Origin of the sequence: Arthrobacter sp. MA-N2, from assembly GCF_000517125.1 — a bacterium.
In the GTDB taxonomy this organism is placed as follows: Bacteria; Actinomycetota; Actinomycetes; order Actinomycetales; family Micrococcaceae; genus Arthrobacter; species Arthrobacter methylotrophus.
Genome location: NZ_AQRI01000026.1, coordinates 14,605 through 39,734, shown reverse-complemented (window position 1 = coordinate 39,734; position 25,130 = coordinate 14,605). Strand labels below are relative to the sequence as shown.

The window sequence follows — 25,130 nt, the reverse complement described above, 5'->3', positions numbered from 1 at the left end:
AACGGGACTGCTAAAGCGTCTGGTGCTATCGGGATGAAGTTTTGGACCACCCAGGTAACGGCCCAACCAAAGGGGATAGTTGCTGCTATCCACGACCAGAATTTCCAGCCCGTGGGGAATGGCCGGTCTACTGCATTGCCCATAGCCGAACAATAATCCCGCTTGGAGAGGGAACGCTAGCCCGTGATCGTTCCTGTTCTGATCATCGCGAGGGCGTCAGCTATGGTGCCGTCGCTTGAGTATTGTGACCCTTGTGAATAATGAAGCCGATCAAACGCCCTCTCAGCGCATGTTGGCGGAAGCGCTGAAGGAGATGCACCGCCTCTACTCGGAAGATCCAGTCAGAGCAGTCCGCGGCCAGCACTTCATTAAGACGCTGCATGGCCACATTGCCGCCGAGTTGAAGCAGAGACTGCATCCAGATGCGGTTCGCGCGGGAGTTTACGTCAAGGAAGAAGCGGCCATCCTCGGCTCCCACAAATCGAAAGACGTCGATGTCGCGGTAATGCATCCGACGTCAGGCCCCCTGCTTCTAGTAGGTGTAAGAAGTCAGATGAGCTCAGTAGGCAGAAACGTCCTAACCTATTACCAGGACATCGTGGGGGAGGCCATCAGTCTCCAAGAGCGCTACCCCATGACAGTGCATTCCTACGTCTACCTTCATCCGTTCACGTACAAGGAAGAAAAGGCTCAGACCAAGACTCTGCCAGCACGCACGGTTACCATCGAAACCGACTACGCGCGCTATGCGAAGATGTACCGCGCTATTACGGGCAGAGATGACAAGTTTTATCGAGTCCTCAGCGGAATCTACGACCAGTTCGCTTACCTCGTCGTGGACTTCGAGAAGTCGCCTGCAGAGTTGCGGGATGACCTAGTAAAGCAGGCCGTCCCCGATACGGACCTGTCCCTTGAAACTTTTGTGGATCGTTTGGTGGCGACGTATAAGAGACGGAACATATGGTTTGACCTGTTTATCTAGTTCTCCAATAGGAAAGTCTCTCAATTCCCTCGTAGACGAGAGATAGTCCGGAGGCCCCTAGGAGCTTGTGAACCGCGGCATCGCCGGCGGCGTAGGCGGCCTTTATGTCACCGGTCTGGAGAGCCTTCGAGATAGAGTCACTGTCAACCAGGTTGGAGTGTTCAGTTCGAAGAACTCTTACTTTGGAGGCTTCGTTGGGGACCATGACAATTACTCCGCCGCCGAGCGAGTGAACCTGCAACCCGATGCTCAGCAGTGTGAGTGGCGTATACCAACTTGCGGCGAACTGATCCGGCGTGCCTCGCTTCAGATACCCTCCCAGCAGACTATTTGAGGCCAACCATTTCTCGTCATTGATCAGAAGCAGGGGACGCTCGCTGAAGACGCTCAGAATAATGTCGGGCGCGAGAACGCCTGGCACTCGGTACCAGGGACTGCGGCGCATCGCCTTGTATCCCGCTGAAACACCAGTTTTGACGCCAAGTTTCACATAGCGTTCTTCGCCCGGAGCGAGGTCATCGTCTGGAACCCAAAGTGCTCCCCTGGCTTCTGCCACCATCTCAGATGTGCGGAGACCGTGTCCTTTTAGGCGCCTGGAGTTTATAACTGCTGGATAGAGGCTTGAATCGGGGATCTTGTACTTAGCAATAACCTCAGCTGACGGGTGAAAGTACTTCTTGTCGCCAGCTATGTAGCCGATCCTAAACGTCATGCTGTCTGACGCCGCATGAGTATGTACGGGGTCGGACTCCGCTAGTAACTCAGCCAGTCCATCGGGCAATATGGCTCGTTGAAAAGCCCGGTCACCGTCGTTGAGGTCGGAGATTCTAATCGGTCCGCCGATAGCCTCCACGCCTTGAACCATCTGTTCATGCGTCTCGTAGGCTTCGTAATCCACGACGTCCGTGGACCCTCCATAACCATCAGCCAATAGCAGCAGGACATCTTGGTTGATATCCGGAAAAATTCGTTCCCTCGTCCTCAGAACTCGAAGAGATGAGAAATGGCGTGCCAGATGATTCCAGAGCGGCCTGGCGTAGGCCACATAGGTGAAATCGAGGGGAAGAACGACGGCAGCACGTCCTCCAGGCTTCAGAAAGGACATCAGATGAACCACAAAGGGCATCCATAGACTTCCGCTCGGGTTCATGGGATGGCCTAGGTGGGTCTGCACCTGCGCCAACGCCGTACGACGCATAGCCTCGGGTATGTGGCGAAGCCGAATATAGGGAGGGTTGGCAATAACCGCATCCACGGGCGTTGGCTTCAAACTCATAAAGTCGCCGATGCGGAGCTCTGATTCGTTGATCAACTCTGCACGGATTGCTTCGCGAGCAGTCGATTCATCGAGTTCCGCCGCAATCCATTGCGTACCCTTGCGTCCGCGAACGGCAGCAACGTCTCTGATTGCTTTAATGAACGAGCCGTCACCGAAGCTCGGCTCGAGAAGCGTCTCATGGTCCCCCCTAAGGGTCCAGGATGCAATGAAATGTGCGGCATCTTGCGGAGTGTAATAGGCACCACGTGCCCGACGCTCTGACAGAAGAAGGCCGCTAACGATAGAGCTTTCCGTCTGACTCGGGGGCTCGAAGACGAGATCGGATCGAGCAGGGCGTCCAGGGCCGCTGGGAATCAGCTCTTCGATGCCAACTAGATCTTCCTCGCGCCAGACAAAACCCTCCAGGCGCCCCACTGGCTCGGGTAGCCACGAAGCCTTCCGGCTACGCCAAGATCGAATGGTGGCCTTGGAGACCCCAAGTCGCTTTGCTAGTTCAGCGGAGTCAATAAGCCCTTGTAGTGTCGGCGCACTCGGATCTGTTGTCACTCGCCCACCTTAATTCAATGCAACAAATCCGTTGCATTAGACATGCCGATACTTGAGAAAGTGACGCGGTCTACTCAGTGGGTCCCGGGGTCTGGACGGTTGTCGCGTCGAGGTTCAGGCCTTCGGGCAGAGGATCAGTGGGGTAGCGGACCATCTGGTCGCCGTGGTCAGACCGGCATTCGGAGAGTGGCCCGCCTTCGGCCATGATCCGGTCGAAGTGGCGGTCAGCGTGATCGAGCATCCAGGTACTGACAGCCCCGCCGCCTTCGGCGTAGGCGACCTCGTATCCCTGCCACAGAGCGGTCATGCGCATCATCACCGATTGGTGGTTCCACCACTGCCGGCACCACCTGATCCCGGTAGTACCGCGCTGGGCCATGACGCCGGGTGCGGAATCGAAGTGCTCATACAGGGGACCGTAGATGCCTTCGTAGAAGTCATAGACGGTGCGGAATGCTGGCTCGGGAGCCTCTTCGGTCTCCTCAGTGACGGAGGCCGAACCTTCCGTGTCCGGGGCGGCGGCCGAGTTATCGCTGATTTCACCGGTTTCGGTGTTGACCCCGGCGGCTTCTGCCACGTGGCCTGCCACACGGGATTCGATGCCGGCGGCCACTTCTGACCAGTCCAGGTCATCGAGCCGGGCGTCCACTGCCTCTTCGATGCGCTTGGTGTACCGGCGGAGAGCTACTTTGGTCAGCAGCTTCTCGACGGCGGCGGCGTCCAGCCCGGCCAGGGCGGCACCGCCAGTACTCAACGCGCTGAGAGCCGCTGACTCCTCCGGGCCGGGTGCTGCGTCTGCAATGGGAACGGCGGCCGCCGTCACGGAGGGCTCAGGTTCGTTGGCTGTGTCATCGAAGAACAGGCCGGATCCCGGAAGATCATCCTCCGGGACCCGCTCCGAGACTGACTGGGTGTCGCTCACGGTGCCGCTACCGGTGTGAGGTCAGGATTGCGGCGTACGGCGTCGGCTTCGGCCTCTGCATCACTGATGGTGCGGTCTGCCTGCGGGTCATGGGCGTGCAAGGAAGCCTTGACGGCCTCTTCGTGCTTGGTCCACATCCACGGGGTGGACTTGACCAGGGCAGCGCGGTTCTGGCCGGTGATGAGGATGCCCCGGCCCTTGGGGAGCGCGGCGAGTTCGGCCACATCGAAGATCCGGTCCCGGTGTTCCTGTTCGGGGCCTCGTGGGGAGTTCTTGGATCCGGGTGAACCGGGAGTTGTGTAGTAGTAATCCCCCACGGCTTCGGAGGTTTTGGACAGGAACGGCCCCGGCTTGTTCCCGCCCAGGTACAGAATCCAGTTCGCGGCCTGATAGAGCGCTTCCATGCCCTTTTCGCCCCAGACGGATTCACCTTGGGAGTAGGACTGCAGAATGGTGGCCACGAGGATTCCGCGTGAGCCGAAGTGGGAGTATTCCTTGGGGAGCTTGGACCAGCGGCAGACGTTGGCCGCTTCATCCAGGATGGCCGCCAAGGGCACCGGCAGCCGTCCACCGGGGCACTCGGTGGCATACTCGACGGCTGCTTCCAGGACGGCCACGGCCATCGCCGTTACGAGGGCGCGCCCGCCACCGGCCGAGTCCTTGGAGAGCGAATACAGGGTGTCTTTGCCCCGGACGAACTCTGCCGGGTTGAAATGGGGACGGCCACGGTAAACGGAGCCCTCAATCTCAGGGGAAGCCACGGTATCACCCTCAGCAGGATTGACCCACCGGGAAATCTCCTGGTTGGTCAGGCATTCGGTCATGATCTGCGCCGTGGAGAACACACCTGAGCGTTCGGGCAGCGAGTCCGGGGAGAAGATGCTCGCCAGCTGGTTCAAGACTTCCACATGGCGCGTGTCGTTCAGGATTGCAATCGCTTCGGGCTCCCGTACGTCCCGGTCAGAAATCCAGGCCTGCACCGTGGACAGGGGCAAGCCCTTCACGGCGGCCGCGAGGAAGAACCCGCGCAGCAGCTGCGTGGCGCGGAGCTCGAAGAACTGGAAGCCCTTCTCTCCCACGGATTCCATCTCGGCCTTCGCGAACGTGTCAGCCAGAGTCCACGCGCTGGCCGCGTCATGGACCATCGAGAGCGGATTCCACCACCAGGTGGGTTTCTCCCCAACGATTCTCTGCGGGTCAAAGACCCATATGGTGCCGCCGTTTTTGGCCCGCACGTCACGCGTGGCATCGGTAAGGAACCGCTTGTTCTCCGTCACGATCACCGCGCCAGGGGATTCAAGGATAAAAGGCACCGCGTAGGAGGCGGACTTCCCGGCACGAGGGCCGGCGAAGATCAGCCCGACAAGTTCAGCGTTCGCGTACAACGGCTGGGAAGTGGGGATGATCTTGCCCAGTTCGAAGCCGGGCCAGCCTTCGGCCTGGCATTTCATCTTCCGGTTGTCGGCCAATGCGCTCTTGACCGAGAGTGACTTGACCTCCTTGGCCGTTGCCATGTGCCGGGCCGCCGCGTCTACCCACGAGGAGCGGGGGGCGAGCTTCCGCAGCAATAGCCAACCACCCACGATCAGGGCGGCCAGAGCCACCCCAACGGTGGCTATCCCGGCGACGTACAGGCCCGAGAATTGACGCGGGCCCTTCACCAGCTCCTGGATGATGACCGGCGGGTTGGCCCACGTCCCGGTGACGTAGAACCCGCCAACACTCAGGCCGCCCACCACGGACAGCAGCACTCCGACCAGCACGGCCATGCCGGCCGTCGTTGCAGCGTTTTTACGGCGCAGGTACCGCGCCCGTGTTGGCGCACCCATCAGGCAGCCTCCTCTTCTTCCGTCCGAACGAACCGGTTACTGCGTTCGTCGGTGACGTGATGCTTCTTCTCGATCTCAGTCAGGGTCATCTGCACCGGGATACCCACCCGGCCGGGGACCTTCAGGAGGATCTTTCCCGCGCCCGGAGGGGCGGCGGGGGTTCCGTCAGCGTTCAGCTTCGGCTTCCAGTCCGGCGGTGCGTTGAAACCGGATACCGTCTCGATTTCCTTGGCGTTGAGCGGCTGGACCGCGCTGAGCTCGTGCAGGTCATCCAGGGACAGGGCCATGAGGCCCAGGAGGCCGCTGCGCTGGGCGAAGCCCTTGGCCGTGGCCCGGTCCTTTGCGTTGGGCAGGGACAGGAAGTCCTTGGGGCTGTGCGTGATCTTCAGCTCTGCTACACCCTTACCCCTGTTAGTCCGCCCGACCCGGTCGGCCCGGTCGATGATGCCCTCACAGGCCCGCATCGGGTACCAGAACTCGTCCTGCACGGACAGGTAACCGCCCCAGTGCACGGACGGGTCATACCGGGACAGTTCCCAGTGCGCGTCGATGGCCGAGAAGCCGATGTTCCAGGTGGCGAGCATCGCGGCCGAGAGCAGCTTCGTGTTCGAGTCCGGGATTGAGGAGGTATCGAAGCAGAACCCGCCGGGATTTCCCACGGGAATGCTCATGGATTCGCTGCCGCCAATCAGCGGCCCCATTTCGCCGTTGAGGACGGCCAGCACGGACAGGTGCAATGTCCGGTACTCCGTGAGGAACTGCTGCGCATCGTTGCAGGCCACCGCCGAGAGGACTTCCGGCGGCGGGTTCAGGAACGCCGCTTTCAGGTCATACAGGGAAGGTCTGCGGACCCGGTTGATGACCGAGCGCACCAGCAGGGCCAGTACCGCATCTTCACTGTCGGCCAGCGGCAGGCCGCGGTTGATCTGGACGACCAGGGCAACCATGTCCACGGCCTTGCCGATGGCCTCCTGCCGCATTTCCTCACCCAGGACACCGCCGATCCTTGCAGCGGCATCCCCCAATGCCCCGAGGTGCAGGAGATTGATCCTGTCTTTCCCGCGCGGGCCGACGCTGAACACCGTGCCGCCCATCTTTTCGATGGCTTCGCGGTATTCGTTTTTCAGCGGGTCAAAGACCATCGGGACGATGCCACGCGCGGCCATGGAGTAGATGAACCGCTGCGCGACCGAGGACTTGCCGTTCCCGTTCAGGCCAAAGAGCATCATCGAGGGTGAGGAAATCAGGCCCGCGTCGTACCAGGTCTTCATGTCCCCGGCCACGGCGGTGCCCACGTTCATATCCCGGCCCAGCGGAGTCCCGACGTTCGGCCGGGACGTGCCGGCCGAAAACGGATAAATCCCGCACAGCTGGGTCGAGGACGAATACCACTGCGGCGGCGCTGGACGCTTGCCCCATCGGCCGCCGCCAAACCCGGTAAAGCCCTTGGATGTTTTGACGTGATTCACTTCGCTACCGCGCTTACTCATTTGGTGCCACTTCCGATCCAGAGGGGCGTAGTGCTGTACCGCCAAGGAAGAACGCCGAACGGAAGGGTGGTGTGGAACGCGGCCGAACCGGCGTGCTCCACGAACCGGTACGGCATGATCAGCTGGTTCATAAGGGACTTCACCTGATTCAGTGCGTCCCGATAAGACTTCTGATCCGGGGCAAACGTCACCGTGACCATCATCGAAAACAGCGACAGCCTGGCACCCTGCGCCAGCTCCTCTTCAGTCTTTTCGGCTACAGCCTTGGCCGCCCGGTCCCAGGACGTGGGCCGGCCCTTGCGGGTGCTGATCTTCCAATCAGCGGTTTTCACCAGCTTGTCCACGATTCTGGCCCCGCTACCGGGGTCCACAGGACGGTAGAACAGTGCAACGCGCTTGCGGAGGAACTTCGCGTTCGGCCCGAAAATCCGGTCAAAACTGCGCGAGGTTATGTGCGCGCCCGGAGGAACAGTCATCATCAGCGTCATCGACGCAACGCCATCGTGGAACACCACGCGGCCCTGTGAGTCATCGAAGAACCCCGGCCCGGCATGCTCCCAGTCCTTGACCGCCTGGCGGCCTTGGAGAGCATCCAAAGCCATTTCCTGATCGCGCATCGGCTGGTACGCCAGCTGCGCGACGTGGGCGAGTTCTTCTTCCACCAGTGGTTCGGGTGTGCCGGCCCCGGCATCACGGAGCATTTCGCTTTGGCCAGGAAGGCGGGCGGCTACCTCAGCTACGGCAGAGGACACGTCCTTATCGGTTGCACCCAGCGTTGCTGCATCCCAGACCATCGTTGCGTAGACGTTCAGCACGGCCGAGCGTGCGGGCAGGGTTCCCACCGCGTGGTCCAGGACTTCCTTGGCGAAGGCCGGGCCACCAGGGGCGACGTCGTCACGGATTGCTGCGCATGTCCCGGCTGAGGATTCCGAGGCTGAATCGACCACAACCGTGGCCCCCGTCAGGCCTTCTTCCACGCTCAGGGAAGAGAGCCAGCTGCCGTACTTGGAGACCTGGGCGTTGACCATGGATTGTTCCTGCATCGAAGCCCCGTCCGGGGAGCAGCCGAATACGGCTGCCAGCTGGTTCACGGCTTTGTGGTGAAGCAGCGAGTACTTCCGGCCCAAGCCGTCAGTACCTGAAATCGTGTCCACGTCCAGCAGGGCACCGGGCAGGCGCTCCGCGTCTTCCGGCGGAAGCGTGGACAGCGCCCCGGTGACGTAGAACGCCGAGCCGGAGGACTTCCGGGTAGCCAGGGACAGCGAATCGGTGATTTTGCCGATGATCGTCCGGCCGCCGAATTTCACCATGCCAAACAGCACGACCAAGGCCGTGACCAGCAGCACTACCAGCGCCACCAGATACAGACCCTTCATCATGAATAGCAGCGAAAACACCAAGCCCGCAGCCGAGACGATCAGCGCGGGAAGGCTGAGGCCATAAAGACCAGGTGAAGCAGGCTGAAGCCAGTTACCGAATTTTTCCTGTGCAGCGTTATCGCTCATGAGCCCAACACTCCCTTTCCATCAGAGTCTTTAGCTCCCTGAGCGACAGCGCCGCCCAGAGACTGAGAAGCAGCCTGAAGCCCCGAACCTGGCCCGGAAGCCCCGGCCGACGCACCGCCGCCAGCCGCCAACCCGCCCGAGGAAGGCGAACCACCGCTTGGACCAGCAATGCCGCTACCGCCAGGTGTCCCAGACGGACCAGCACCACCGGTAGAACCGCTCGGGCCAGAGGAGGAAGCACCACCTGAGCCGCCGGACGTGGAAACGTCCGGTGAAGCACCCTGCGCTGTGGAATTGCCGGGAGACGGTGAACTGAACCGGCCCGCAGTTCCCCCAGCGGAAGCGCCAGCGGCGGCAGAGCCGCCCCCGGTCATCACGGCCGCTCCCCCGGCCACGGCGGCACCGACGACAGCAGCGCCGGCAGCCATGGCCATGGTCCCGCCAGCAGCTGAGCCCATCGCGGCCGTCGCTGGGCTAAGGAGCTTCATAAGCGCCGGAAGGGCAGCAACAGCCAGCACCAGCAGCAACATGCCGTTGATGACGCCTCCAATCCCGTCATCACCCGACTTCAACTTCCACGCGAACGCGTAAATGATTGCCGCGACAGGCTTGTAAATCAGGAAAGCAATCAGCCACTTAGTGACCGTCGAGAAGCCACCTTCGGCACCGCGGATCATGGCCGCCGCAGCGGCGACCGGCCACACAGCGACCAGCAAAGGCAGGACCACGGCGCGGACGATCATGATGATCCACTGCAACAAAGTAGCGATCACCCCGAAAATTCCGGCCACAATCGCCAAGCCGGGACCGATTTGACCAACGGCCCCGGCTGCCGGGCCGAGCTGGTCATAACCGTTAACGGTCACGCCGGCCTCGTCGAGGATGTACTTCGCGAAGGCGTCCCCAGCGGGGATGGCGACCTGCATCAGCGCGGTCCCGGCTGTGGTCACCATGAAGACCATGAACAGGGCCTTCGAGGCCTTCACTGCCTGATCCCCACGGGCGTGGACCATAGTCCAGATGCAGGCGACCATGATTCCCACCGTCGTCAGGAAGATGCTGATTACCTGCAACTGGTCAGACAGCCACTGCATGGAGGCACCGTCCAGGCTGACGAGCATCCCGGCATCCAGCCAGGAGGTCAGGAAACCCTTCATGATCGAATCCCAGGCGCCCATCATGGCTTCACCCAGGCTGTTGGCTCCCGAATCGACGGCAGAGTTCACCGCACCTGAGGCCGCGTTCCCCACACCGCCAACCACTTTGCCGGCAACGCAGGCCAAACCATCCGTCAAAGGATTGCAATCAGCCATTTGAACCACTCCACTCCACAAATCCGCCCTTGACGGGAACGGGCGGCTGGCCGACAAAGGTCGAGCCGTCGTCAAGAACTTTCAGCTTCCAGTCCCCGTCAACCCAGCGGAAGGTGAGCGGAAGACCGGCATAGCCTGAACTAGTCGCAGCGGTAGCCACGACGAGCGTTATTGACGCTTCGTCACCGGTGAAGCTGTCCACGATGAATCCGGCGAAGGTTGCCGGAGTGGTTCCTGCGGCCTTGTCCGGGGTCTTGTCCAGCAGAACCTTCTTCCCAGGAGAATCGATCGCGTAAACCTCACCCGCTTTGCGTGCGTTGATGAGGTTCCCCGCCGCATTCATCGACACAGCGGTGAGTGCCGCACCCAAGGGTGAGCGGGCGAAGCAGACAGGGAATCCGTCTTTTGTTTTGGTGGGGCCGTAGGTGTCCGAGACGGGCCACGTCCACCCCTTGTCGGCTTCCCAGCGGAGGTCTTTGGGCATGGCCGGCTTAGAGGACGTGTCCCCTTCGGGCACGTCGCAATCACCTGTTGCTTTGGTGGCTTCTACCGCTATCGGGTTGGGCGGTGTCGTTCCGGCTGGTTTGACCAGGATCAGGAACAACAGAATGGCGACGAGGAAGACCAACGCGACTGATGCCCACAGCGCGACCTTTCCCCTCAACGTTTGGGGGTTCTGCACCTTGCTCAATGGTCGCCTCCTTATCCGACGAACAGTGCGCCGAGGAGGCTGGCGGTACCCAGGCCGATAGCGCCTGTGAGCCACCATCCGGCCTTGCCCATGAACTCTTCACCGCGGCCGCGCTGGTGAGCGAAGAACAGGCCGATGAAAAGGATCATCAGGCCCAGCACGGCGAGGGAACCGCCGATGATCTTGGTCCACATCAGAACGGTGTCAAGGCCGTCCTGGACCGGGCCGGGGAGCGGCTTGGCTTCGGCTACAACCATGGTTGCTACCTCGGTGAGTTTGGTGAATACAGTCATTTCATTTCTCCTTTAGTGATTGAAAGTGCGGCTCGGACCTTTGCCAGGTCTTTTGCCGGTACATCCGTGAAATCGGCCAGTGCAGAGCGCTTGATCAGCAACCCCGGAACCCAGGGGGCGGGGACCAGAGGAACGGCACCAGCTAGAACCTTGAGTTCGTTCTGGATCAGCTTGGGGGTCCGTCCCGGTACGGCCGGGACAATCAGGACCGCGCTGAACGCAGCCCGGCCGTGGGCAGCAATGGCGGCTTTGGCCGCATCGATGCCGTGCAGGCTGGCGCGGGCGACAAGCACCACGGGTGTCCCGTCCGTGGGAAGCTGCTGGCCGTGGTCGGCACCGTCCAGGATCGAAGCCCAAGCCGTGGCCCCGGCACCGCCGTGCGCGGCCACGAAACCGACAGGCTGTTCTTCGGCTGCCGGGGTTGGTTCCTCTTCAGGTGCGGCGGCGCGGACTTCCGGTGCGATGCTTTGTGCGGCCGTCACCCAGGGACTGACGTTCTCGGTCTTTTCGGTCACGTTCATAGCCCACGCGCCACCGCTGCTGCCGCCCGCAACCACGCCCTGCGCGTTGCAGGCTGGAGGGCGCCGAAACGGATCTGACCGGACTTCAACGCCTCATCAAAGGGCACCACAACCACATCCCGGACGTAGGGCCGGAACTTCTCTGCCGTCTCCTGCGAGAGCCGGGCCTCGCCTCTTTGCCGTTCCGAGACGATTACAACGGCATTGGAAGCGAGTTCGGCAGAGCGCTCAGCCTTCAGGTCCAGGCCCTGCAATGTCAGGAGAGCAGCCTCTACCCGGTCCTCTTCATTGGTGGTGGGAACCACCAGCTGGTCCGCGTGGTCGATCATACGGTTCCACTCGGCGCTTCGGTGGTTGTTGCCTGAATCCATGAGGATCAGCCGGTAGTACTTGGAGACGACCCGATGCAGTACGTCAACCTCTTCAGCGGTTACTTCGTGCGTGCCATCCACATCAGCGTCAGAGCGCAATACGTCGTACTTGTCCGTGCTCTGGTGGTGGACGAATGCGTTGATGTCCGCCGACTGGGCTGTGGGCGAGAGCAGCGCATCAGCGGCGGCGATTACGTCCAGTGCGCTCCTGGCATGGTCACCCTTCTCTGTACGCCACCCCAAAGTCCCTGTCGTGGGGTTGTTATCCCACCCCACGACGCTGCCGCCGTTGCGGCCGAAAACGGCAGCCAAGCCAGCCACGGTGGGTGTCTTGTTCGATCCGCCTTTCTGATTGACCACTGCAATGGTTCGGGTGCCGGCGAAGTGCTTGGATGCCAGCCGGATATCCTCGCGTTCGCTCAGTTCATCCTCGGACGGCGCGAGGGACAGGCCCAGGCTGTTCAGCAGACCCCGGAATCCCTGAGTAGCCGGCTCAACGGCGCTGGGGGCAGCAAGGAAGCTCCCCGCTTCCCTGATAGACCGGCGGGTAACCGTCTCTGCCGCTGCTGGTGCAGCGGACGAGGCTGGCTCCCTGACGACGGTCGTAGTGGACCTAGCCGCCGCCAGCGTGGTTGTCGCGGCGGGCACGGACGGGATGCGCTCAATGATCGCGCTGGCATCCTCCGGGACCGTTGCGGGCTGCTCTTCCTCGACTTCACCAGACGGTGAGACCACCAGGTAGGAAACCCCGGTGTCGTCCATCGAGGTCACACGGACGGGGCGGCCGAGGGTGGCTGCCTCTCCGATGACGCGCTTCATGAGCGCCTGGCGCAGGTCGTTCACGTCCAGGGCTTCGTAGGGGTGTTCTTCCCCGTTGATCTTCAGAACACCGGTGTTGTCCCCGTTGATGATGGCGCTGATCACCGGTTCCGGCTGGATCAGCGATTTTTCGATTGCCATGGGCCTACCTCTTTCTTTTCGGAGTGGTGATGCTGTTTAGGAATCTTTTGGAGCGACACGAGTAATCAGCCACGGTTCCTCCTGCCCTGACCGGTGGAGAGAGAGAACCCACGGGCCGTTATTCGTGGAGAACTCCGCCGTGACCGACATAGGGTTCCCCTTCTCCCTGACCAGGACCGGGCCAGAGAGAATCTTGGTGACCGGGATCCGGCCAGGGTCGATGTACTGCGCGGACTCCTGATAATCGGCGCTCATGCGCGGCTGGAGCGCATCGAACCACGCCCGTGCCGTCACGTCCGGACGAGCAAACTTACCCATCAGATCAATGGCAAGAGCCTTGACCTCCGCTTCCGCCGAGGCATCCCAGGTCACGACCGGCACGCCGTGATCCTCGTCGTGTTCGTGCAGCTCCACTGCGGCGCTGCTCGACTCGGCAGGCTGAGGGGTGGTGTTCGAAGCCGGGGCAGCGCAGCCCGTGAGGGCCGCGGCCGCGACCGCGAGGACAAGGCCGAAATTCTTGGTGCTCATTAGAAGCTCACTCCCTGTGCTTTGAGGATCGGTGCTGGGTCGGTGGTCTGGTTGATCGGGACCATGGGGTTGGGCAGGGCGCCTGGGAAGAACTCCATGTGCAGGTGCCGCCCGGTCACGTTGCCCGTGGCCCCCTCGGTTCCCAGCGGGGTCCCGGCGGCCACCACGTCGCCTTCCTTGACCTTCACTGACCCGGCCTCCATGTGGTACATGCCGATGGTCAGCTTCCCGTCCGTGGTTTGGCCGGTCACCCCCGTGCCGAACGTGCCGTCAAGGTTGCGGACCTTGACGATCTTCATATCCGTCACCGCCACGATGGTTCCCGCGCGGCCGGGAGTAGCGAAGTCGATCCCATAGTGGAAATTCGCCAGCACTCCCCCAACCGTCCCGGCAGGTGCAGCGCGGGGGCCATAGCCACTACTCATGACCGCACCGGGCAGCGGGTGGACCCACTTACCGGAGAGTTCACCCAAGACAGCTCCGCCGGCGCTGGGGCATGCCCCGCTGGCATCAATCCCGGCCGTGGCTTCCCCGCCCAGGGCCTTCACTACCTCAGCTGCAGGAGCACGGAACTGCGCGTAGTGGTCCTCCACAGCATTGCCCTGAACGCGGTGAATGGCCGTACTGGGCTCCAGCTGCTCCCAACCAGCAACCCTGCTCAGCGCCTTGAAGAAGCTCGTGGCGCTGATGTAGGGGTCCATCCGGTCCGAATAAGAGCCCCACGCGCCGTTGTCCCGCTGCTGGAACAGCCCGCGTGAGTCCGGGCCCGCCACGTCGCCGTGGTCGATGACGTTCAGCGTGGACTCCCCAATAGCGGCCTGCACACCAAGAATCTGAGCCGCCGCCGGCAGACCAAGATCCTTCGCCGCCTTCATGATCGCGGCCGCGTTCTCCAGCTGCTTACCAGAGAAAGCACCCGCCTTCGCCGGAATGCTACCCACGGCCACACTGCCGCCGGCCACACCACAGGAGGAGGCAGCCTTAGCCCCACCCGCACCCAAGAACAGCACCACAATCAAAATGGGGGCCAAAAGAAAAGCCCCTACAGCCAGGCCTACGCTCCCAGCGCCGCCCTTCACGATGCGGACCGAACGGCAGAACGCCGCCGCACCCAGGAGTCAGCCGTCCACAATGGCCCGGCAGCCTCCACCGTCAGGACCACGTCCGGGCGGCGGACACGGAAAACGACGCCGGGGCGACGGTCTGGGAAAACGTCTGATGCGGGATGGGATGTCAACAAGCCGGCGGACACTAGGTCGGCCACGACGGCGTTCAGGGAGTCTCCCAGCCCCGTAAGCCGGGCGACCTCGGCCTCATACGTCACGCACGCGGCCCTGCCTTCGACGAACTCCCGCGCGTCCATCATGCCCAGAAGCTCAGAGAGCACCCGCACCTGATCGTCCGGGAGGTTCAAGCCATCAACCCACGAGCGGAAATTCTCGCTTACCTGCGCGGCCCGATCACGAAGAGCTCCGTTCATCGGCCACTCCGTGCCGAACGGCAATGAAGTCTTCACTATCTGCCCATCCCCCTAGAACATCATTCCCACAACTAACAGCAACGACCGACAAAACTGACGTTGGACCAGCTCGTCATTCTTCACAGACAGGACCAAAAGTGCTTGTCACACGGCCTCCCTGTGCAGAAGCTCACGCCACGCTGGTAGCTGAGTTTCGGGCCATATCGTCATATCACATTATATGGCATATCATCAGGAATGCACAGTTTGATACACAATAGGGAGGTGCCGAAATATGTCCCACTCGCGATTCCTGGCCTCACGGAGGGGTCCTTGAACATGCTTGGGGTCAACGCGCTCCGAACATCAATCCTTCGATACCTCGCGCAGCATCCCGATGGAGCAACGTCCGGGGAAATTGGTCGCGATCTAAATGTGGATTACCGGACCGTCTGGAGATATCTAAAAGAGATCGAGACGCAGCGCGGCGTGACCTCCCACCAGGCAGAGGGTAAGGGCCAGTCAGACAGGTGGCGCGTCTACAAGTTGAATGTGGAAGCCCGCGAAGCAGCCATAAACACTTACCTGGATTTCCTGCGGGGAACATAGCCTCCACGTTGTCGTACTTAATGACACATCAGACGTGCGGCGCGGCGTGTCGGAAAACTTTGCACTAGCCCTATGGCTAGTGTGGGCGTCATGGGAACTGTTCTTCGCCGTAAACGCGGCACAGGTATCAGCAACGTGCAGGTCAACTACGCAATCCCGAAGCACTGCAAGGACAAACTCCATGAGGTTTCCGAGCGCATGGGACTCAGTGACGCCCAGGGCCTGGAACTCATCCTCAACCACCTTGAACTTGAAGCGGACGGCCTCCCCGCGTGGGTAGACCGTCAGAGCCTGCAGGAGGCATTGCCTATCGCTAAGGCCAGTTAAAAACTGAAGGCCCGCACTAGGCGGGCCTTCATTAAGTATGTCGTTCAGATCCTTGTTCTTGGCGGATCACGATCTGAACTATTCAAGCTTCCTCTCGCGAGGACGCTCCCCTTTTTGCACCCTTCAAACGAAAGGTTATTGCTGCCTATGGTACCGGACCCGGTTCCGGCGTCAACGCATGCTCGTAGTCGTGTTTCCTGTCAAGTCACAGCCGATGGACCTCGGCTAGAGGATGAGCCAGGCCCCCGGCGGCTACAGCTGACGCCCGAGAACGTCTCTGCTCTGGGAGCAGGCCTTCCGGCCGCCGCTGAACCCGGATCTGGATCCGCTATTGGCTCCAGGAAGCGCCGTAAAGGGCGTGCTGGCAAGTACAAGCCCAGACGCGTACGCAAAGCCAACGAGCGCAGCAACCGCGCCGTATGGTCCGTCGTGCCGGCCGGGTACAGGCCTGCCCGCCACATCATTCGCTGGCTGCGTAGCATTCAGGAGCTCGCGGAGTTCCAGCTGGCTCGCAAAGACTTGAAAGCCAACATCTGGCGGTTCGTGAATGCCATCGCCCAAGGCCCTGGCTTTGACCCCGCCAGCATGACCATCATGCCGCTCTGGCAACGGCTCCAGGAGCGGTTTGGATTCCCCTCCAAGAGCATCTCCAATTACTTCCGCCGACTCCGTGACTGGGGCGTCCTCGCCGTCGTGGCCACGGGTCGCACAGCCGAGTTCACGCCTAAATCTAGCGGCCGCACCGAGAACGAAGCAGCCATCTATGTGCTGCTGGAAAAGGCCGACGTTCAGTCTGTGGAAAAAAGTAGCGTACCGGTGCCCACTAGGGCTGTTAACAACCCCCCGCACGCGATGCGCGAAGGGGATTCAAAAATTCAAATGGAAGCGGCTCCGCCGCTGACGTCTTCCAAACGCGCCGCACAGCGGCGCGAGGTCAATCACCAGCTGCTCAACCGGAAAGAACCCTTTTGGGATCCAAACACAACGACAAACGCCGGGAACAAGCGTGAGCGCCGCGAGGCCGAGCGTCTAGCCTCGCTGGAGCTCCAATTCAGGTCTTTTCCCCTCCAACGCATCTCCACAGCCCATGTCGCCGCCATCTGCCGGCCTTTCCTCCGGGCAGGCTGGACGGTCAAAGACCTCAAGCACGCCATCGATTGGCGCCCGAACACGGACGCCCGCTACCACCACGACGGAGCGGCCGGCGTTGACAACACCGGGGCTTGGCTCCGCTTCCGTCTGGGCAAGTGGATCCGCCCGGATGGCGGGTTCTACCGCTCTCCCAGCCAGAAGCAGGCAGCCGAACAAGCCCAGCGGGTGGCCGAACGTCGCGCCGCCCAGGAACGCCGGGAACGCGAACGCGGCGAATGGGCCACCTACACCCCTCTTGCCATGGGGTGGCGCGAGCGAGTTGCCCTGGCACAGGAAGCCCAAAGCGCATGACCATGGCTTCCCAAAATGAGAAGCAAACTACGCGCTGACACCCAATGTGGACCGCTTTGAGATGTATCCTCCGGTCTCCACCGGCCCACTGAGTATGTCAGTCTGATCGGAGCCCACTAGGACGGCCCGAACGGTACCCACCAGCCGGACATGCCGAACCTAATGACGGCTTGAATGGTACCCACCTGTGAGCGTTGATCCATCCAGTGTTGGATCGACGACGGGAGGGCCCGGGATGGGGTCAAGAGTGGAGTTGTTCGCGCAGATTCGGAGGGATGCCCGGGTGGAGCGGGCGTCAATTCGGGAGCTTGCCCGCAGGCACCAGGTGGCGCGGAAAACCGTGCGTAAGGCGTTGAGTTCCCCGGTCCCGCCAGAGCGCAAAACTCCTGAACGATCCTCGCCGCGGCTTGATCCTTTTAAACTGGCGATCGACGCCATGCTCGTTGAGGACACGACGGCACCGAGGAAGCAGCGTCACACTGCCCGGAGGATTCTTGCCCGGCTCATCGAAGAGCACGGAGCGGAGGAGTTGTCGTATTCGACGGTGCGTGACTACGTTCGGGTCCGCCGGGCGCAGATCGATGTGGAGGCCGGCCGCCGGGTTGAGGTGTTCGTTCCCCAGGAGCACGCCCCGGGCGCGGAAGCGGAAGTGGACTTCGGTGAAGTCTGGATCGTGCTGGACGGGGTAAAGACGAAATGCCACATGTTCATCTTCCGGCTCTCCCACTCCGGCAAGGCCATCCACCGGATTTACCCCACCCAGGCCCAGGAAGCATTTCTGGAAGGCCATGTCGAGGCGTTCAACGAGATCGGCGGCGTGCCGGTCAAACACATCCGCTATGACAACCTCACCAGTGCCGTCAGGTCCGTGGTGTTCGGTCAGGGCCGGAACCGCCTGGAAAACGACCGGTGGGTGCTGTTCCGTTCGTTCTACCCGTTTACTGAACTACGACACGCGTTTGTGCTGGTTGACGCCTAGATTCTGGTTCGCTGACTACGGTCTGTCTTGTGATGAGCGAAGACGTGGACAGAGACCTGGCTCGACTGTCGGTGCCGCTGGTAGGGGCGGTTGAAAGCACAGGGGACCTGTGTCGGCCGTGTCGGCTAGTTGATGCCGGAGGCGCACCGATCGCGGCGGTATCGGCGTTCTTCGACGAGTTGCAGGCGGCAGGCAGATCGGCCTCGACGCTGCGTTCCTACGGGATGGACCTGCTGCGGTGGTTCCGCTTCCTCTGGGAGATCGACGTCGCCTGGAACCGGGCGAGCCGGGTCGAGGCCCGTGACTTCGCCCGCTGGATGCTGGTATCGGGCAAGCCGCAACGATCGCATTGGCGCAGGCCCGGCGAATCAGTGAAGCGCCGGGCGAAGCCGGTCCCGTATTCGCCCGCGGTCCGGGCACACACCGAGACGGTGCTGCGCCGGTTCTACGACTTCCACCTCGACACAGGAACCGGGCCACTGCTCAACCCGTTCCCGTTGGAGCGTCCACGGCGCGGGGGTCGTGCGCATGCCCATCACAATCCAATGGAGCCCCACCGAAACGAACGCAGCGGCCTGTTCCGGCCGCGACTTGCCTCGAGGATCCCGCGCAGCATTCCTGACGCGAAATTCAACGAGATCTTTGCGCGCCTGCCCTCACATCGGGATCGTGCGCTGGTTGCCTTCTATGTCTCCACCGGGGCCAGGGCCTCGGAGCTGTTGTCGGCCCTGCGCAGCGGTGTTGATCCGGGCCGGCAGGTGATCACAGTGATCCGGAAAGGCTCGGGGGCGAGTCAGGAGCTGCCGGCTTCAACTGACGCGTTCGTTTGGCTCCGGCTCTATGAGCTCGAGATGCAAGGACGCCTGCCGAAAGGGCGATCGATGCCGATCTGGTGGACGCTCCGGGAGCCCTATCGTCCCCTGACTTACCATGCGGCGCACCGAATGTTCGAGCGGGCGGTCCGTGCGGCAGGGAGCGATGCGACGCTCCACGGGCTGCGGCATACGGCGGCCTACCGGATGGCCGAAGACCCGAATCTGCCATTGACCGATGTCCAGTTCGTGCTCGGGCACGCGCTGCTGACGACCACGCAGATCTACCTCACTCCGCGCAAGCAGGAAGTAATCCGGCGGGTCTTGGAGCACCACGAGCAACAGACCCGCCAAGCCGAGCGCCGGGCAGTTCCAGCGCCGGCACCGGGCTATGCGCCCGAGACCCTGCAAATCCTGTTCGGAAGGTCATGACTATGACTGTCCTGGTCGTTGACGATCCCAAAGCTCACCGCAGTACCCAGCAGGTCACCGCACCACTGCTGAGCGAATCACTTCGGGCCCGGCCGACCGCCACGCGCTGGGCTGCAACGATGCTGGACCGGGACGCAGCGTTGACCCGCATGAGATCGCGACATGTAGAGGCGAGCGATCACATCAAGATCCCCCGTCAGGGCAGTCAATGGGTTCTGGACTGGCTTGACGAGCATCCGGGCGCGACGTGGCAGGAACGATGGTCGGCGACCGGCGTTGAAGCAGCAGGTCGGCCCTGGCGGCAGATTCCCCTGGCCTGGCTGCGAAACCTAGGCAGGGAGAGCCAATGGAATGACGAACAGTTCCTCCGCTCGCTCCACATCGTATTCGGCGCCGACCTGATCCGCCCCTCACTCTCCTGGCTCTGCATCGCGGCATTCGGGTCCGGGTCCTTGGCCCGGACTATGGCGGCCATGCGCGACCCTGCCGGATTCGCCGAACTCCGGGCCAAATGCACCGCCGACCCGAACGTCTCCCAGACTGCACTGACCCGCAACCTATACCGCGCCGCCGCGCTGGTCTCGGCCATGGGCGGGACGATCAGCGACATCACCCCCGGTGATGTCGTGGAAGTATTGGACGCCGAAGCCTCCACGCGCGGCACCACTATCGGCTCGACCGGCCTGTTCTACCGGCTGCTGCACGAGATGGGCTCCTTCGGACCCGACGCGCCAGCCACGTTGCGCCACTTGCGCGTCGCCGGACAGAAAACCCCCGAACAGATGATCGACCAGTACCAACTCTCTTCCGACCACATCCGCGGTCTCTTGATCGCTTACCTCAAGGAACGCCAGGCAAGCCTCGACTACAGTAGTCTGACCTCGATCACCTACCACTTGGCGGGGCTGTTCTGGGCCGATCTGGAACGCCATCACCCGGGCATTGACAGCCTCGACCTCCCCGCCGGCGTCGCCGCGGCCTGGAAGCGGAGACTGCGCACCATCACCCGTTCCGTCACCGACTCCGATGGCCGTAAACGTGATGCCGAAGTCGAGCGGGTCAGTTACCGCGAATGCCTGACTCCTGTCCGGGCGCTCTACCTCGACCTGGCTCAGTGGGCCGTCGAGGACCCGGCCCGCTGGGCGCACTGGGTCGCCCCTTGCCCGATCGGAAGGGAGGAGATCGACCGCCGGAAGGCCAAGCGCCACCTGAAGTCCCGCATGGACGCCCGCACGCGAGAACGCCTACCGGTCCTGCCAGTCCTGGTCGAGAGCGTGAACCGGCGCCGGAAGGAAGCCGCCGAACTGTTCGAATCAGCAACCCGGACGGCCCCGGGAGCGACGTTCACCGCGGCCGGTCAAAACCTGATGCGAGTGGCTCCATCCCGAGCGGCTGCCGTGAAGATCTGGGCAGTCGAACCCGACACCGGTCAGCGGCGCGATTTGGGTCGCGAGGAAGAACACGCGTTCTGGGCTTTCGCCGCCGTCGAGACCCTTCGGGCTACCGGGATCCGCGTCGAGGAACTCACCGAACTGTCCCACCACAGTCTGATCCAATACCGGCTGCCCACCACCGGAGAAATCGTTCCCTTGCTGCAGATCGCGCCGTCAAAGACCGATACCGAGCGGCTGCTGGTGGTCAGTCCCGAACTAGCCGACGTCCTCAGCCTGATCATCCGCCGCGTCCAGAACCCGAAGACCGGAGCCATTCCGCTGGTCGAAGCATACGACGACCACGAGCGAGTCTGGAGACCAGCGGCGCCTCTCCTTTTCCAGCGCCGCGTCGTGGGCGAGCACCGCGCGATGAGCGCGGGACTGATCCGCAAACTGCTCACCGCAGCCTTGGAACATTCCGGCCTGGTCAATCCCGTCACGGGAGAACCGCTGCACTTCACACCGCACGACTTTAGAAGGCTGTTCATCACCGAAGCCGTCCTCAGTGGGCTGCCGCCACACATCGCGCAGATCATTGCCGGCCACCGAGACATCAACGTCACCATGGGCTACAAGGCCGTCTACCCCACCGAGGCCATCGACGCCCACCTGGCATTCCTCGCCCGCAGACGGTCGCTACGGCCCAGCGAGGAATACCGCACCCCCACCGAAGAAGAATGGAAAGAGTTCCTCGGGCACTTCGAGAAACGCAAAGTCGCGGCCGGGACCTGCGGACGAGCGTTCGGAACACCTTGCATCCACGAGCACGCCTGCATCCGCTGCCCGATGCTTTGGCCCGACCCTGCCCAGCATGGCCGGCTCCTCGAGATCCGCGACAACCTCCTTGCCCGCATCGCCGAGGCTGAACGGGAAGGATGGATCGGCGAGATCGAAGGCCTGCAAGTCAGTCTCGCAGGAGCCGAAGACAAACTCGCCCAGGCTCAACGGCGCCGGACGGGCCAACCGACTGTCTCTCTCGGGTTGCCCTCCGCCAAGAAAATTTGATCATCACCGACAGCGCCAGCCATCCCTTTCGAGCGAGTTCAGAGAATATGGATTTGATGCCTTTTATTGCCAGCCAGGTCTTGCCGGCGCTCACGAGAAAGGCGGGGTCGAGGGCGAGGTGGGTTGGTTCCGCCGCAACCGGCTTACGCCGATGCCCGTGACGAGGTCCCTTGAGGACCTCAACGACCGGATCCGGGGCCGGGAGGTCCAAGACGATCAGCGGCGGATCGATGGCAGGATTCGCACCATCGGCCAGGACTTCGCCGCCGAGCGCCCGTTCCTGGCATCGTTGCCGGCCGAAGAGTTCGATCCCGGTCTGGTGCTGAACCCGAGAGTGGACCGGTCCTCAATGATTACCGTGCGGATGGTGAAGTACTCGGTGCCAGCACGGTTCATCGGCCGGAGGGTCCGGGTCTCCTTGCGGGCGTCCGAAGTTGTGGTGTTCGACGGCCGCGCGGTGGCGGCCCGGCATCAGCGGATTATTGCCAAGGGTGGGCAGTCGGTCCAGTTGGACCATTATCTGGAGGTCCTCAAGACCAAGCCCGGCGCTTTGCCTGGTTCCACGGCTTTGGCCAGGGCGCGGGAGTCAGGTGCTTTCACCAGCGCCCATGAGGCCTTCTGGTCTGCCTCGCGCAGGGTCAACGGCGATGCCGAGGGGACCCGTGAACTGATTGACGTCCTGCTGCTGCACCGCTCGATGGAAGCCGAAGACATCGAGGCGGGGATCTCCGCAGCACTTGGAGTAGGTGCCGTCAGCGCCGACGTCGTAGCGGTTGAAGCCCGCAGACACGCCTCCAGCATCCCCGCTGGTGGGTCCCATCCTGACCGTCATCGCGGTGCACATGCTGAAGCGAAAGTGCAACGAGTTGTCAGCCTAACCCAGCGTCGGCTGATGGACCCGGCGACTGTCATCGCCGGGCTCCCTCCGGACAAGCGACCGCTCCCGACAATCAGCGCCTATGACGAGCTGCTGGCCAAACGCACCGAACATTCCGCAGGAACCGCGTCGAAGGAGAACATCTCATGAGCCCCACCGCACCGGCCACCACCATCACTCCAACCCTGCGCCGGCGCCGCGGCCTGACGGAACAGGCAGCGGTTGCCGCCGTGGACCAGGCCTGCCGCCGATTGCGCCTGCCCACCGTCCGGGCGGTCCTGGACGAGGCTCTGACCGTGGCGGGGAAGGAACAACTCTCCTACCAAGGCTTCCTGGCCGAGCTGTTGCTGGCCGAGTGCGATGACAGGGACCGTCGCTCCTCAATCCGACGCGTCAAAGCCGCGAACTTTCCGCGGGACAAATGGCTCGGTGATTTCGATTTCGACGCGAACACGAACATCAACCCCGCTACCATCCATACCCTCGCTACCGGCGAATGGATCCGGAAAGGTGCACCGCTTTGCTTGATTGGGGACTCCGGAACAGGCAAATCCCACCTGCTTATCGGGCTGGGAACCGCTGCAGCTGAGAAGGGATACCGGGTCAAATACACTTTGGCCACCCGGCTCGTGAACGAGCTCGTCGAAGCCGCCGACGAGAAAGTCCTCGCCAAGACCATCGCCAGATACGGCCGGGTGGACCTGCTGTGCATTGACGAGCTCGGCTATATGGAACTGGACCGCAGAGGAGCCGAACTCCTCTTCCAGGTCCTGACCGAACGCGAAGAAAAGAACTCCATCGCCATCGCCAGTAACGAGTCGTTTTCCGGCTGGACCAAGACGTTCACTGACCCCCGGCTCTGCGCCGCGATCGTTGACCGGTTGACCTTCAACGGCACCATCATCGAAACCGGTACCGACTCCTACCGCCTCGCCCACAGCCTGACGAGGAACGCGCACTAGAGGTTGTCGTTGGCCACATCATGCCGCGCAGCAGGACAGTTTGGAGACGTCAGTAGTGAAGGACTGGGCTGCGATTTTGATGCCTTCGGCCATGGTCAGATACGGGCTCCAGAGATTCGCGACCTGGTCCACGGTCATCCCGGCTTCAAGGATGTAGACCCCGGCGGCGGCGATGTCCCCGGCTTCCTTTCCCACGGCAGTGATCCCTAGGATCTGACCGGTGCCAGCGTCGGCAACGATCTTGATGAAGCCACGGGTGTCACGGTTCACCAGCGCGCGGGGGACAAATTTGAGCGGCAGAACCCGGCACATGCACCGGATCCCTGCCTGGTTCGCTTCCTTGTCCGTCATCCCGACGGCCGCCAAGGCAGGGCTGGTGAACGTGACCCGGGGCAGGTGCCGGTAGTCGACCTCGCGACCGGCACCCTCGAAGGCGTTCTCCACCATCAGGGCACCGTGCGCGGCGGCTACGTAGACGAACTCCCGGTGCCCCGTCACGTCACCCGCTGCCCAGATCCTTGGGTTAGTACTGCGAAGGCTCCCGTCGACCAGGACTTCACCGCGGTTCCCGGTTTCGACGCCGACCATGCAGAGGTTCAAATCCTCCGTGACCGGGCGCCGGCCTGTTGCCACGAGCAGGCGCGCGGCCCTGAACTCCTCCTGTCCTCCTGAGACGGAAGCGTCTACGACCACGTCCCCGGTGGCCGGATCGTAGCCTACCTTGGACACTGTCGCTCGGCGGACGACCCGGATGCCCTCGTCGGCGAAGACACCGGCGAGGGCGTTCCCGGCTTCAGGCTCTTCGGCCGAGGCGAGCCTGGAGCGGACCAGCATGGTCACCTTCGTTCCGAGCCGGGCGAAAAGCTGCGCCTGCTCCAGTGCCACGTACCCGCCGCCCAACACCAGCATCGAAGGGGGAACTTCCTGCAGCTCCATCGCACTCGTGGACGTCAGATAATCCACGTCGTCCATTCCCGGTACTTCAGGGATCCAGGGGGTGGAGCCAGTTGCCACCAGATAATGGTCGGCGCTCACTGTCTCGGTGGTCCCGCCCGGGACGGTGATATTCAAAACCGGTGCGGCCGCGGTGCCGGCGAACGCCGCCGTCCCCTGCTGAAGCTTCCATCCGTAGTCCGCGGCGAGGTCCACATACTTCTCTGATCTCATGGCTTCGACCAGGGACCGTTTCCCGGCGACCAGTTCGGGCATATCCACCGGCGCTGAGGAGGTGCTGATGCCCGGGAAACGCCCGGAAGCGTCCACGGCGACGTGGCGGGCTTCCGCGGCGGCCAGCAGGGCCTTGGACGGGATGCAGCCCGTGTTCACGCACGTGCCACCCACAGTGCTGCGCTCAACCATCAACACCCGCTTGCCGCGATTAGTGGCCCGGATGGCAGCAGCGAAAGCACCCCCGCCGGAACCGATGATGGCCAGGTCATAATCGAAAGGTATTACCGACATGAGGGACTCCTAAAGATGCGAGGGGAGCACAACTGCTGCTCAGCCATGGCGGGCCTTCAGCCGAAGACCTGCTCTGCATCTCATTCTCAACCTTCCCCTAC

At 62.5% G+C, this 25,130-nt stretch carries 21 protein-coding genes and 2 pseudogenes; 9 read left to right on the top strand and 14 right to left on the bottom strand.

From position 1 onward, the window contains the following. Positions 1-235 precede the first annotated feature (235 nt). Positions 236-982 (top strand): hypothetical protein, encoded by a 747-nt coding sequence (locus A3M3_RS0100225; protein WP_155854248.1) that lies wholly within the window; start codon positions 236-238, stop codon positions 980-982. Here the strand turns inward: A3M3_RS0100225 and A3M3_RS0100220 are convergent. The 13 genes from A3M3_RS0100220 to A3M3_RS0100160 all read right to left on the bottom strand — a co-directional run bounded on the left by A3M3_RS0100220 (position 975) and on the right by A3M3_RS0100160 (position 14,710). Then, complete coding sequence (locus tag A3M3_RS0100220; protein WP_028264609.1) at positions 975-2,675, bottom strand: SAM-dependent methyltransferase; 1,701 nt, start codon at positions 2,673-2,675, stop codon at positions 975-977. The two genes, A3M3_RS0100225 and A3M3_RS0100220, sit on opposite strands and share 8 nt — an antisense overlap. 202 nt (positions 2,676-2,877) lie before the next feature. Beyond that, positions 2,878-3,729 carry a DUF4913 domain-containing protein gene (locus tag A3M3_RS0100215; protein ID WP_028264608.1) on the bottom strand — a complete coding sequence of 284 codons (852 nt, stop codon included), beginning with the start codon at positions 3,727-3,729 and terminating at the stop codon, positions 2,878-2,880. Beyond that, complete coding sequence (locus tag A3M3_RS23370) at positions 3,726-5,558, bottom strand: type IV secretory system conjugative DNA transfer family protein (RefSeq protein ID WP_051422862.1); 1,833 nt, start codon at positions 5,556-5,558, stop codon at positions 3,726-3,728. Before A3M3_RS23370 ends, A3M3_RS0100215 begins: the two co-directional genes overlap by 4 nt. Further along, positions 5,558-7,048: a hypothetical protein gene (locus A3M3_RS0100205; RefSeq protein WP_081736647.1), complete on the bottom strand. Its 1,491-nt coding sequence runs from the start codon at positions 7,046-7,048 to the stop codon at positions 5,558-5,560. Before A3M3_RS0100205 ends, A3M3_RS23370 begins: the two co-directional genes overlap by 1 nt. After that, positions 7,045-8,553: an SCO6880 family protein gene (locus A3M3_RS23365; RefSeq protein ID WP_035741092.1), complete on the bottom strand. Its 1,509-nt coding sequence runs from the start codon at positions 8,551-8,553 to the stop codon at positions 7,045-7,047. Before A3M3_RS23365 ends, A3M3_RS0100205 begins: the two co-directional genes overlap by 4 nt. Continuing rightward, positions 8,550-9,866 (bottom strand): hypothetical protein, encoded by a 1,317-nt coding sequence (locus tag A3M3_RS26780; RefSeq protein ID WP_051422861.1) that lies wholly within the window; start codon positions 9,864-9,866, stop codon positions 8,550-8,552. The genes A3M3_RS23365 and A3M3_RS26780 overlap by 4 nt, the downstream gene beginning before the upstream one ends. After that, positions 9,859-10,557, bottom strand: a complete 699-nt coding sequence (locus A3M3_RS0100190) for a hypothetical protein (RefSeq protein WP_028264606.1) — start codon at positions 10,555-10,557, stop codon at positions 9,859-9,861. The genes A3M3_RS26780 and A3M3_RS0100190 overlap by 8 nt, the downstream gene beginning before the upstream one ends. Positions 10,558-10,568: 11 nt before the next feature. Beyond that, a complete protein-coding gene (locus A3M3_RS0100185; RefSeq protein WP_028264605.1) occupies positions 10,569-10,850 on the bottom strand; it encodes a hypothetical protein in 282 nt (93 codons plus the stop codon). Further along, positions 10,847-11,365 carry a hypothetical protein gene (locus tag A3M3_RS26775; RefSeq protein WP_051422860.1) on the bottom strand — a complete coding sequence of 173 codons (519 nt, stop codon included), beginning with the start codon at positions 11,363-11,365 and terminating at the stop codon, positions 10,847-10,849. Before A3M3_RS26775 ends, A3M3_RS0100185 begins: the two co-directional genes overlap by 4 nt. 2 nt (positions 11,366-11,367) lie before the next feature. Beyond that, on the bottom strand, positions 11,368-12,702 hold the full coding sequence (locus tag A3M3_RS0100175; RefSeq protein ID WP_028264604.1) for a MinD/ParA family ATP-binding protein: 1,335 nt from the start codon (positions 12,700-12,702) through the stop codon (positions 11,368-11,370). 36 nt (positions 12,703-12,738) lie between these two features. Further along, on the bottom strand, positions 12,739-13,230 hold the full coding sequence (locus A3M3_RS0100170) for a hypothetical protein (RefSeq protein ID WP_028264603.1): 492 nt from the start codon (positions 13,228-13,230) through the stop codon (positions 12,739-12,741). Then, on the bottom strand, positions 13,230-14,261 hold the full coding sequence (locus A3M3_RS0100165; protein ID WP_231497150.1) for a M23 family metallopeptidase: 1,032 nt from the start codon (positions 14,259-14,261) through the stop codon (positions 13,230-13,232). Before A3M3_RS0100165 ends, A3M3_RS0100170 begins: the two co-directional genes overlap by 1 nt. A 44-nt stretch (positions 14,262-14,305) precedes the next feature. Further along, the gene (locus A3M3_RS0100160; protein ID WP_028264601.1) at positions 14,306-14,710 is read right to left on the bottom strand and encodes a hypothetical protein; all 405 of its coding nucleotides are present in this window, start codon (positions 14,708-14,710) and stop codon (positions 14,306-14,308) included. A 237-nt stretch (positions 14,711-14,947) separates the two neighbouring features. Between A3M3_RS0100160 and A3M3_RS29410 the strand changes: the two genes are divergently transcribed. The 8 genes and pseudogenes from A3M3_RS29410 (at position 14,948) to istB (ending at position 23,568) form a co-directional block, all read left to right on the top strand. Further along, complete coding sequence (locus tag A3M3_RS29410) at positions 14,948-15,298, top strand: HTH domain-containing protein (RefSeq protein WP_081736646.1); 351 nt, start codon at positions 14,948-14,950, stop codon at positions 15,296-15,298. A 90-nt stretch (positions 15,299-15,388) separates the two neighbouring features. Then, entirely contained in the window at positions 15,389-15,625 is a 237-nt protein-coding gene (locus tag A3M3_RS0100150; RefSeq protein ID WP_155854247.1) for a hypothetical protein, read from the top strand. A 429-nt stretch (positions 15,626-16,054) separates the two neighbouring features. Further along, a complete protein-coding gene (locus tag A3M3_RS0100145) occupies positions 16,055-17,068 on the top strand; it encodes a hypothetical protein (protein WP_028264598.1) in 1,014 nt (337 codons plus the stop codon). A 235-nt stretch (positions 17,069-17,303) separates the two neighbouring features. Continuing rightward, positions 17,304-18,008: pseudogene (istA, locus tag A3M3_RS23350) on the top strand (IS21 family transposase); the annotation flags it as partial. A gap of 71 nt (positions 18,009-18,079) precedes the next feature. Continuing rightward, positions 18,080-19,291, top strand: a complete 1,212-nt coding sequence (locus A3M3_RS0100135; protein ID WP_028264596.1) for a tyrosine-type recombinase/integrase — start codon at positions 18,080-18,082, stop codon at positions 19,289-19,291. Between the two features lie 2 nt (positions 19,292-19,293). Next, positions 19,294-21,729 (top strand): site-specific integrase, encoded by a 2,436-nt coding sequence (locus tag A3M3_RS0100130; protein WP_028264595.1) that lies wholly within the window; start codon positions 19,294-19,296, stop codon positions 21,727-21,729. A gap of 46 nt (positions 21,730-21,775) precedes the next feature. Continuing rightward, positions 21,776-22,756: pseudogene (locus A3M3_RS23345) on the top strand (Mu transposase domain-containing protein); the annotation flags it as partial. Continuing rightward, entirely contained in the window at positions 22,753-23,568 is an 816-nt protein-coding gene (gene istB, locus A3M3_RS0100120) for an IS21-like element helper ATPase IstB (RefSeq protein WP_028264594.1), read from the top strand. The pseudogene A3M3_RS23345 and the gene istB, both read left to right, overlap by 4 nt. Before the next feature lie 18 nt (positions 23,569-23,586). Here the strand turns inward: istB and merA are convergent, their stop codons facing one another. Further along, positions 23,587-25,029 (bottom strand): mercury(II) reductase, encoded by a 1,443-nt coding sequence (gene merA, locus A3M3_RS0100115; protein ID WP_028264593.1) that lies wholly within the window; start codon positions 25,027-25,029, stop codon positions 23,587-23,589. Positions 25,030-25,130: the final 101 nt, after the last annotated feature.

Bases quoted from the DNA above. Each gene is read 5' to 3' on its own strand.
- A3M3_RS23370 (WP_051422862.1), bottom strand. From the start codon at position 5,558: ATGGGTGCGCCAACACGGGCGCGGTACCTGCGCCGTAAAAACGCTGCA.
- A3M3_RS0100205 (WP_081736647.1), bottom strand. From the start codon at position 7,048: ATGAGTAAGCGCGGTAGCGAAGTGAATCACGTCAAAACATCCAAGGGC.
- A3M3_RS23365 (WP_035741092.1), bottom strand. From the start codon at position 8,553: ATGAGCGATAACGCTGCACAGGAAAAATTCGGTAACTGGCTTCAGCCT.
- A3M3_RS26780 (WP_051422861.1), bottom strand. From the start codon at position 9,866: ATGGCTGATTGCAATCCTTTGACGGATGGTTTGGCCTGCGTTGCCGGC.
- A3M3_RS0100185 (WP_028264605.1), bottom strand. From the start codon at position 10,850: ATGACTGTATTCACCAAACTCACCGAGGTAGCAACCATGGTTGTAGCC.
- A3M3_RS0100175 (WP_028264604.1), bottom strand. From the start codon at position 12,702: ATGGCAATCGAAAAATCGCTGATCCAGCCGGAACCGGTGATCAGCGCC.
- A3M3_RS0100170 (WP_028264603.1), bottom strand. From the start codon at position 13,230: ATGAGCACCAAGAATTTCGGCCTTGTCCTCGCGGTCGCGGCCGCGGCC.
- A3M3_RS0100160 (WP_028264601.1), bottom strand. From the start codon at position 14,710: ATGAACGGAGCTCTTCGTGATCGGGCCGCGCAGGTAAGCGAGAATTTC.
- A3M3_RS29410 (WP_081736646.1), top strand. From the start codon at position 14,948: ATGCACAGTTTGATACACAATAGGGAGGTGCCGAAATATGTCCCACTC.
- A3M3_RS0100150 (WP_155854247.1), top strand. From the start codon at position 15,389: ATGGGAACTGTTCTTCGCCGTAAACGCGGCACAGGTATCAGCAACGTG.
- A3M3_RS0100135 (WP_028264596.1), top strand. From the start codon at position 18,080: ATGAGCGAAGACGTGGACAGAGACCTGGCTCGACTGTCGGTGCCGCTG.
- A3M3_RS0100130 (WP_028264595.1), top strand. From the start codon at position 19,294: ATGACTGTCCTGGTCGTTGACGATCCCAAAGCTCACCGCAGTACCCAG.
- istB (WP_028264594.1), top strand. From the start codon at position 22,753: ATGAGCCCCACCGCACCGGCCACCACCATCACTCCAACCCTGCGCCGG.
- merA (WP_028264593.1), bottom strand. From the start codon at position 25,029: ATGTCGGTAATACCTTTCGATTATGACCTGGCCATCATCGGTTCCGGC.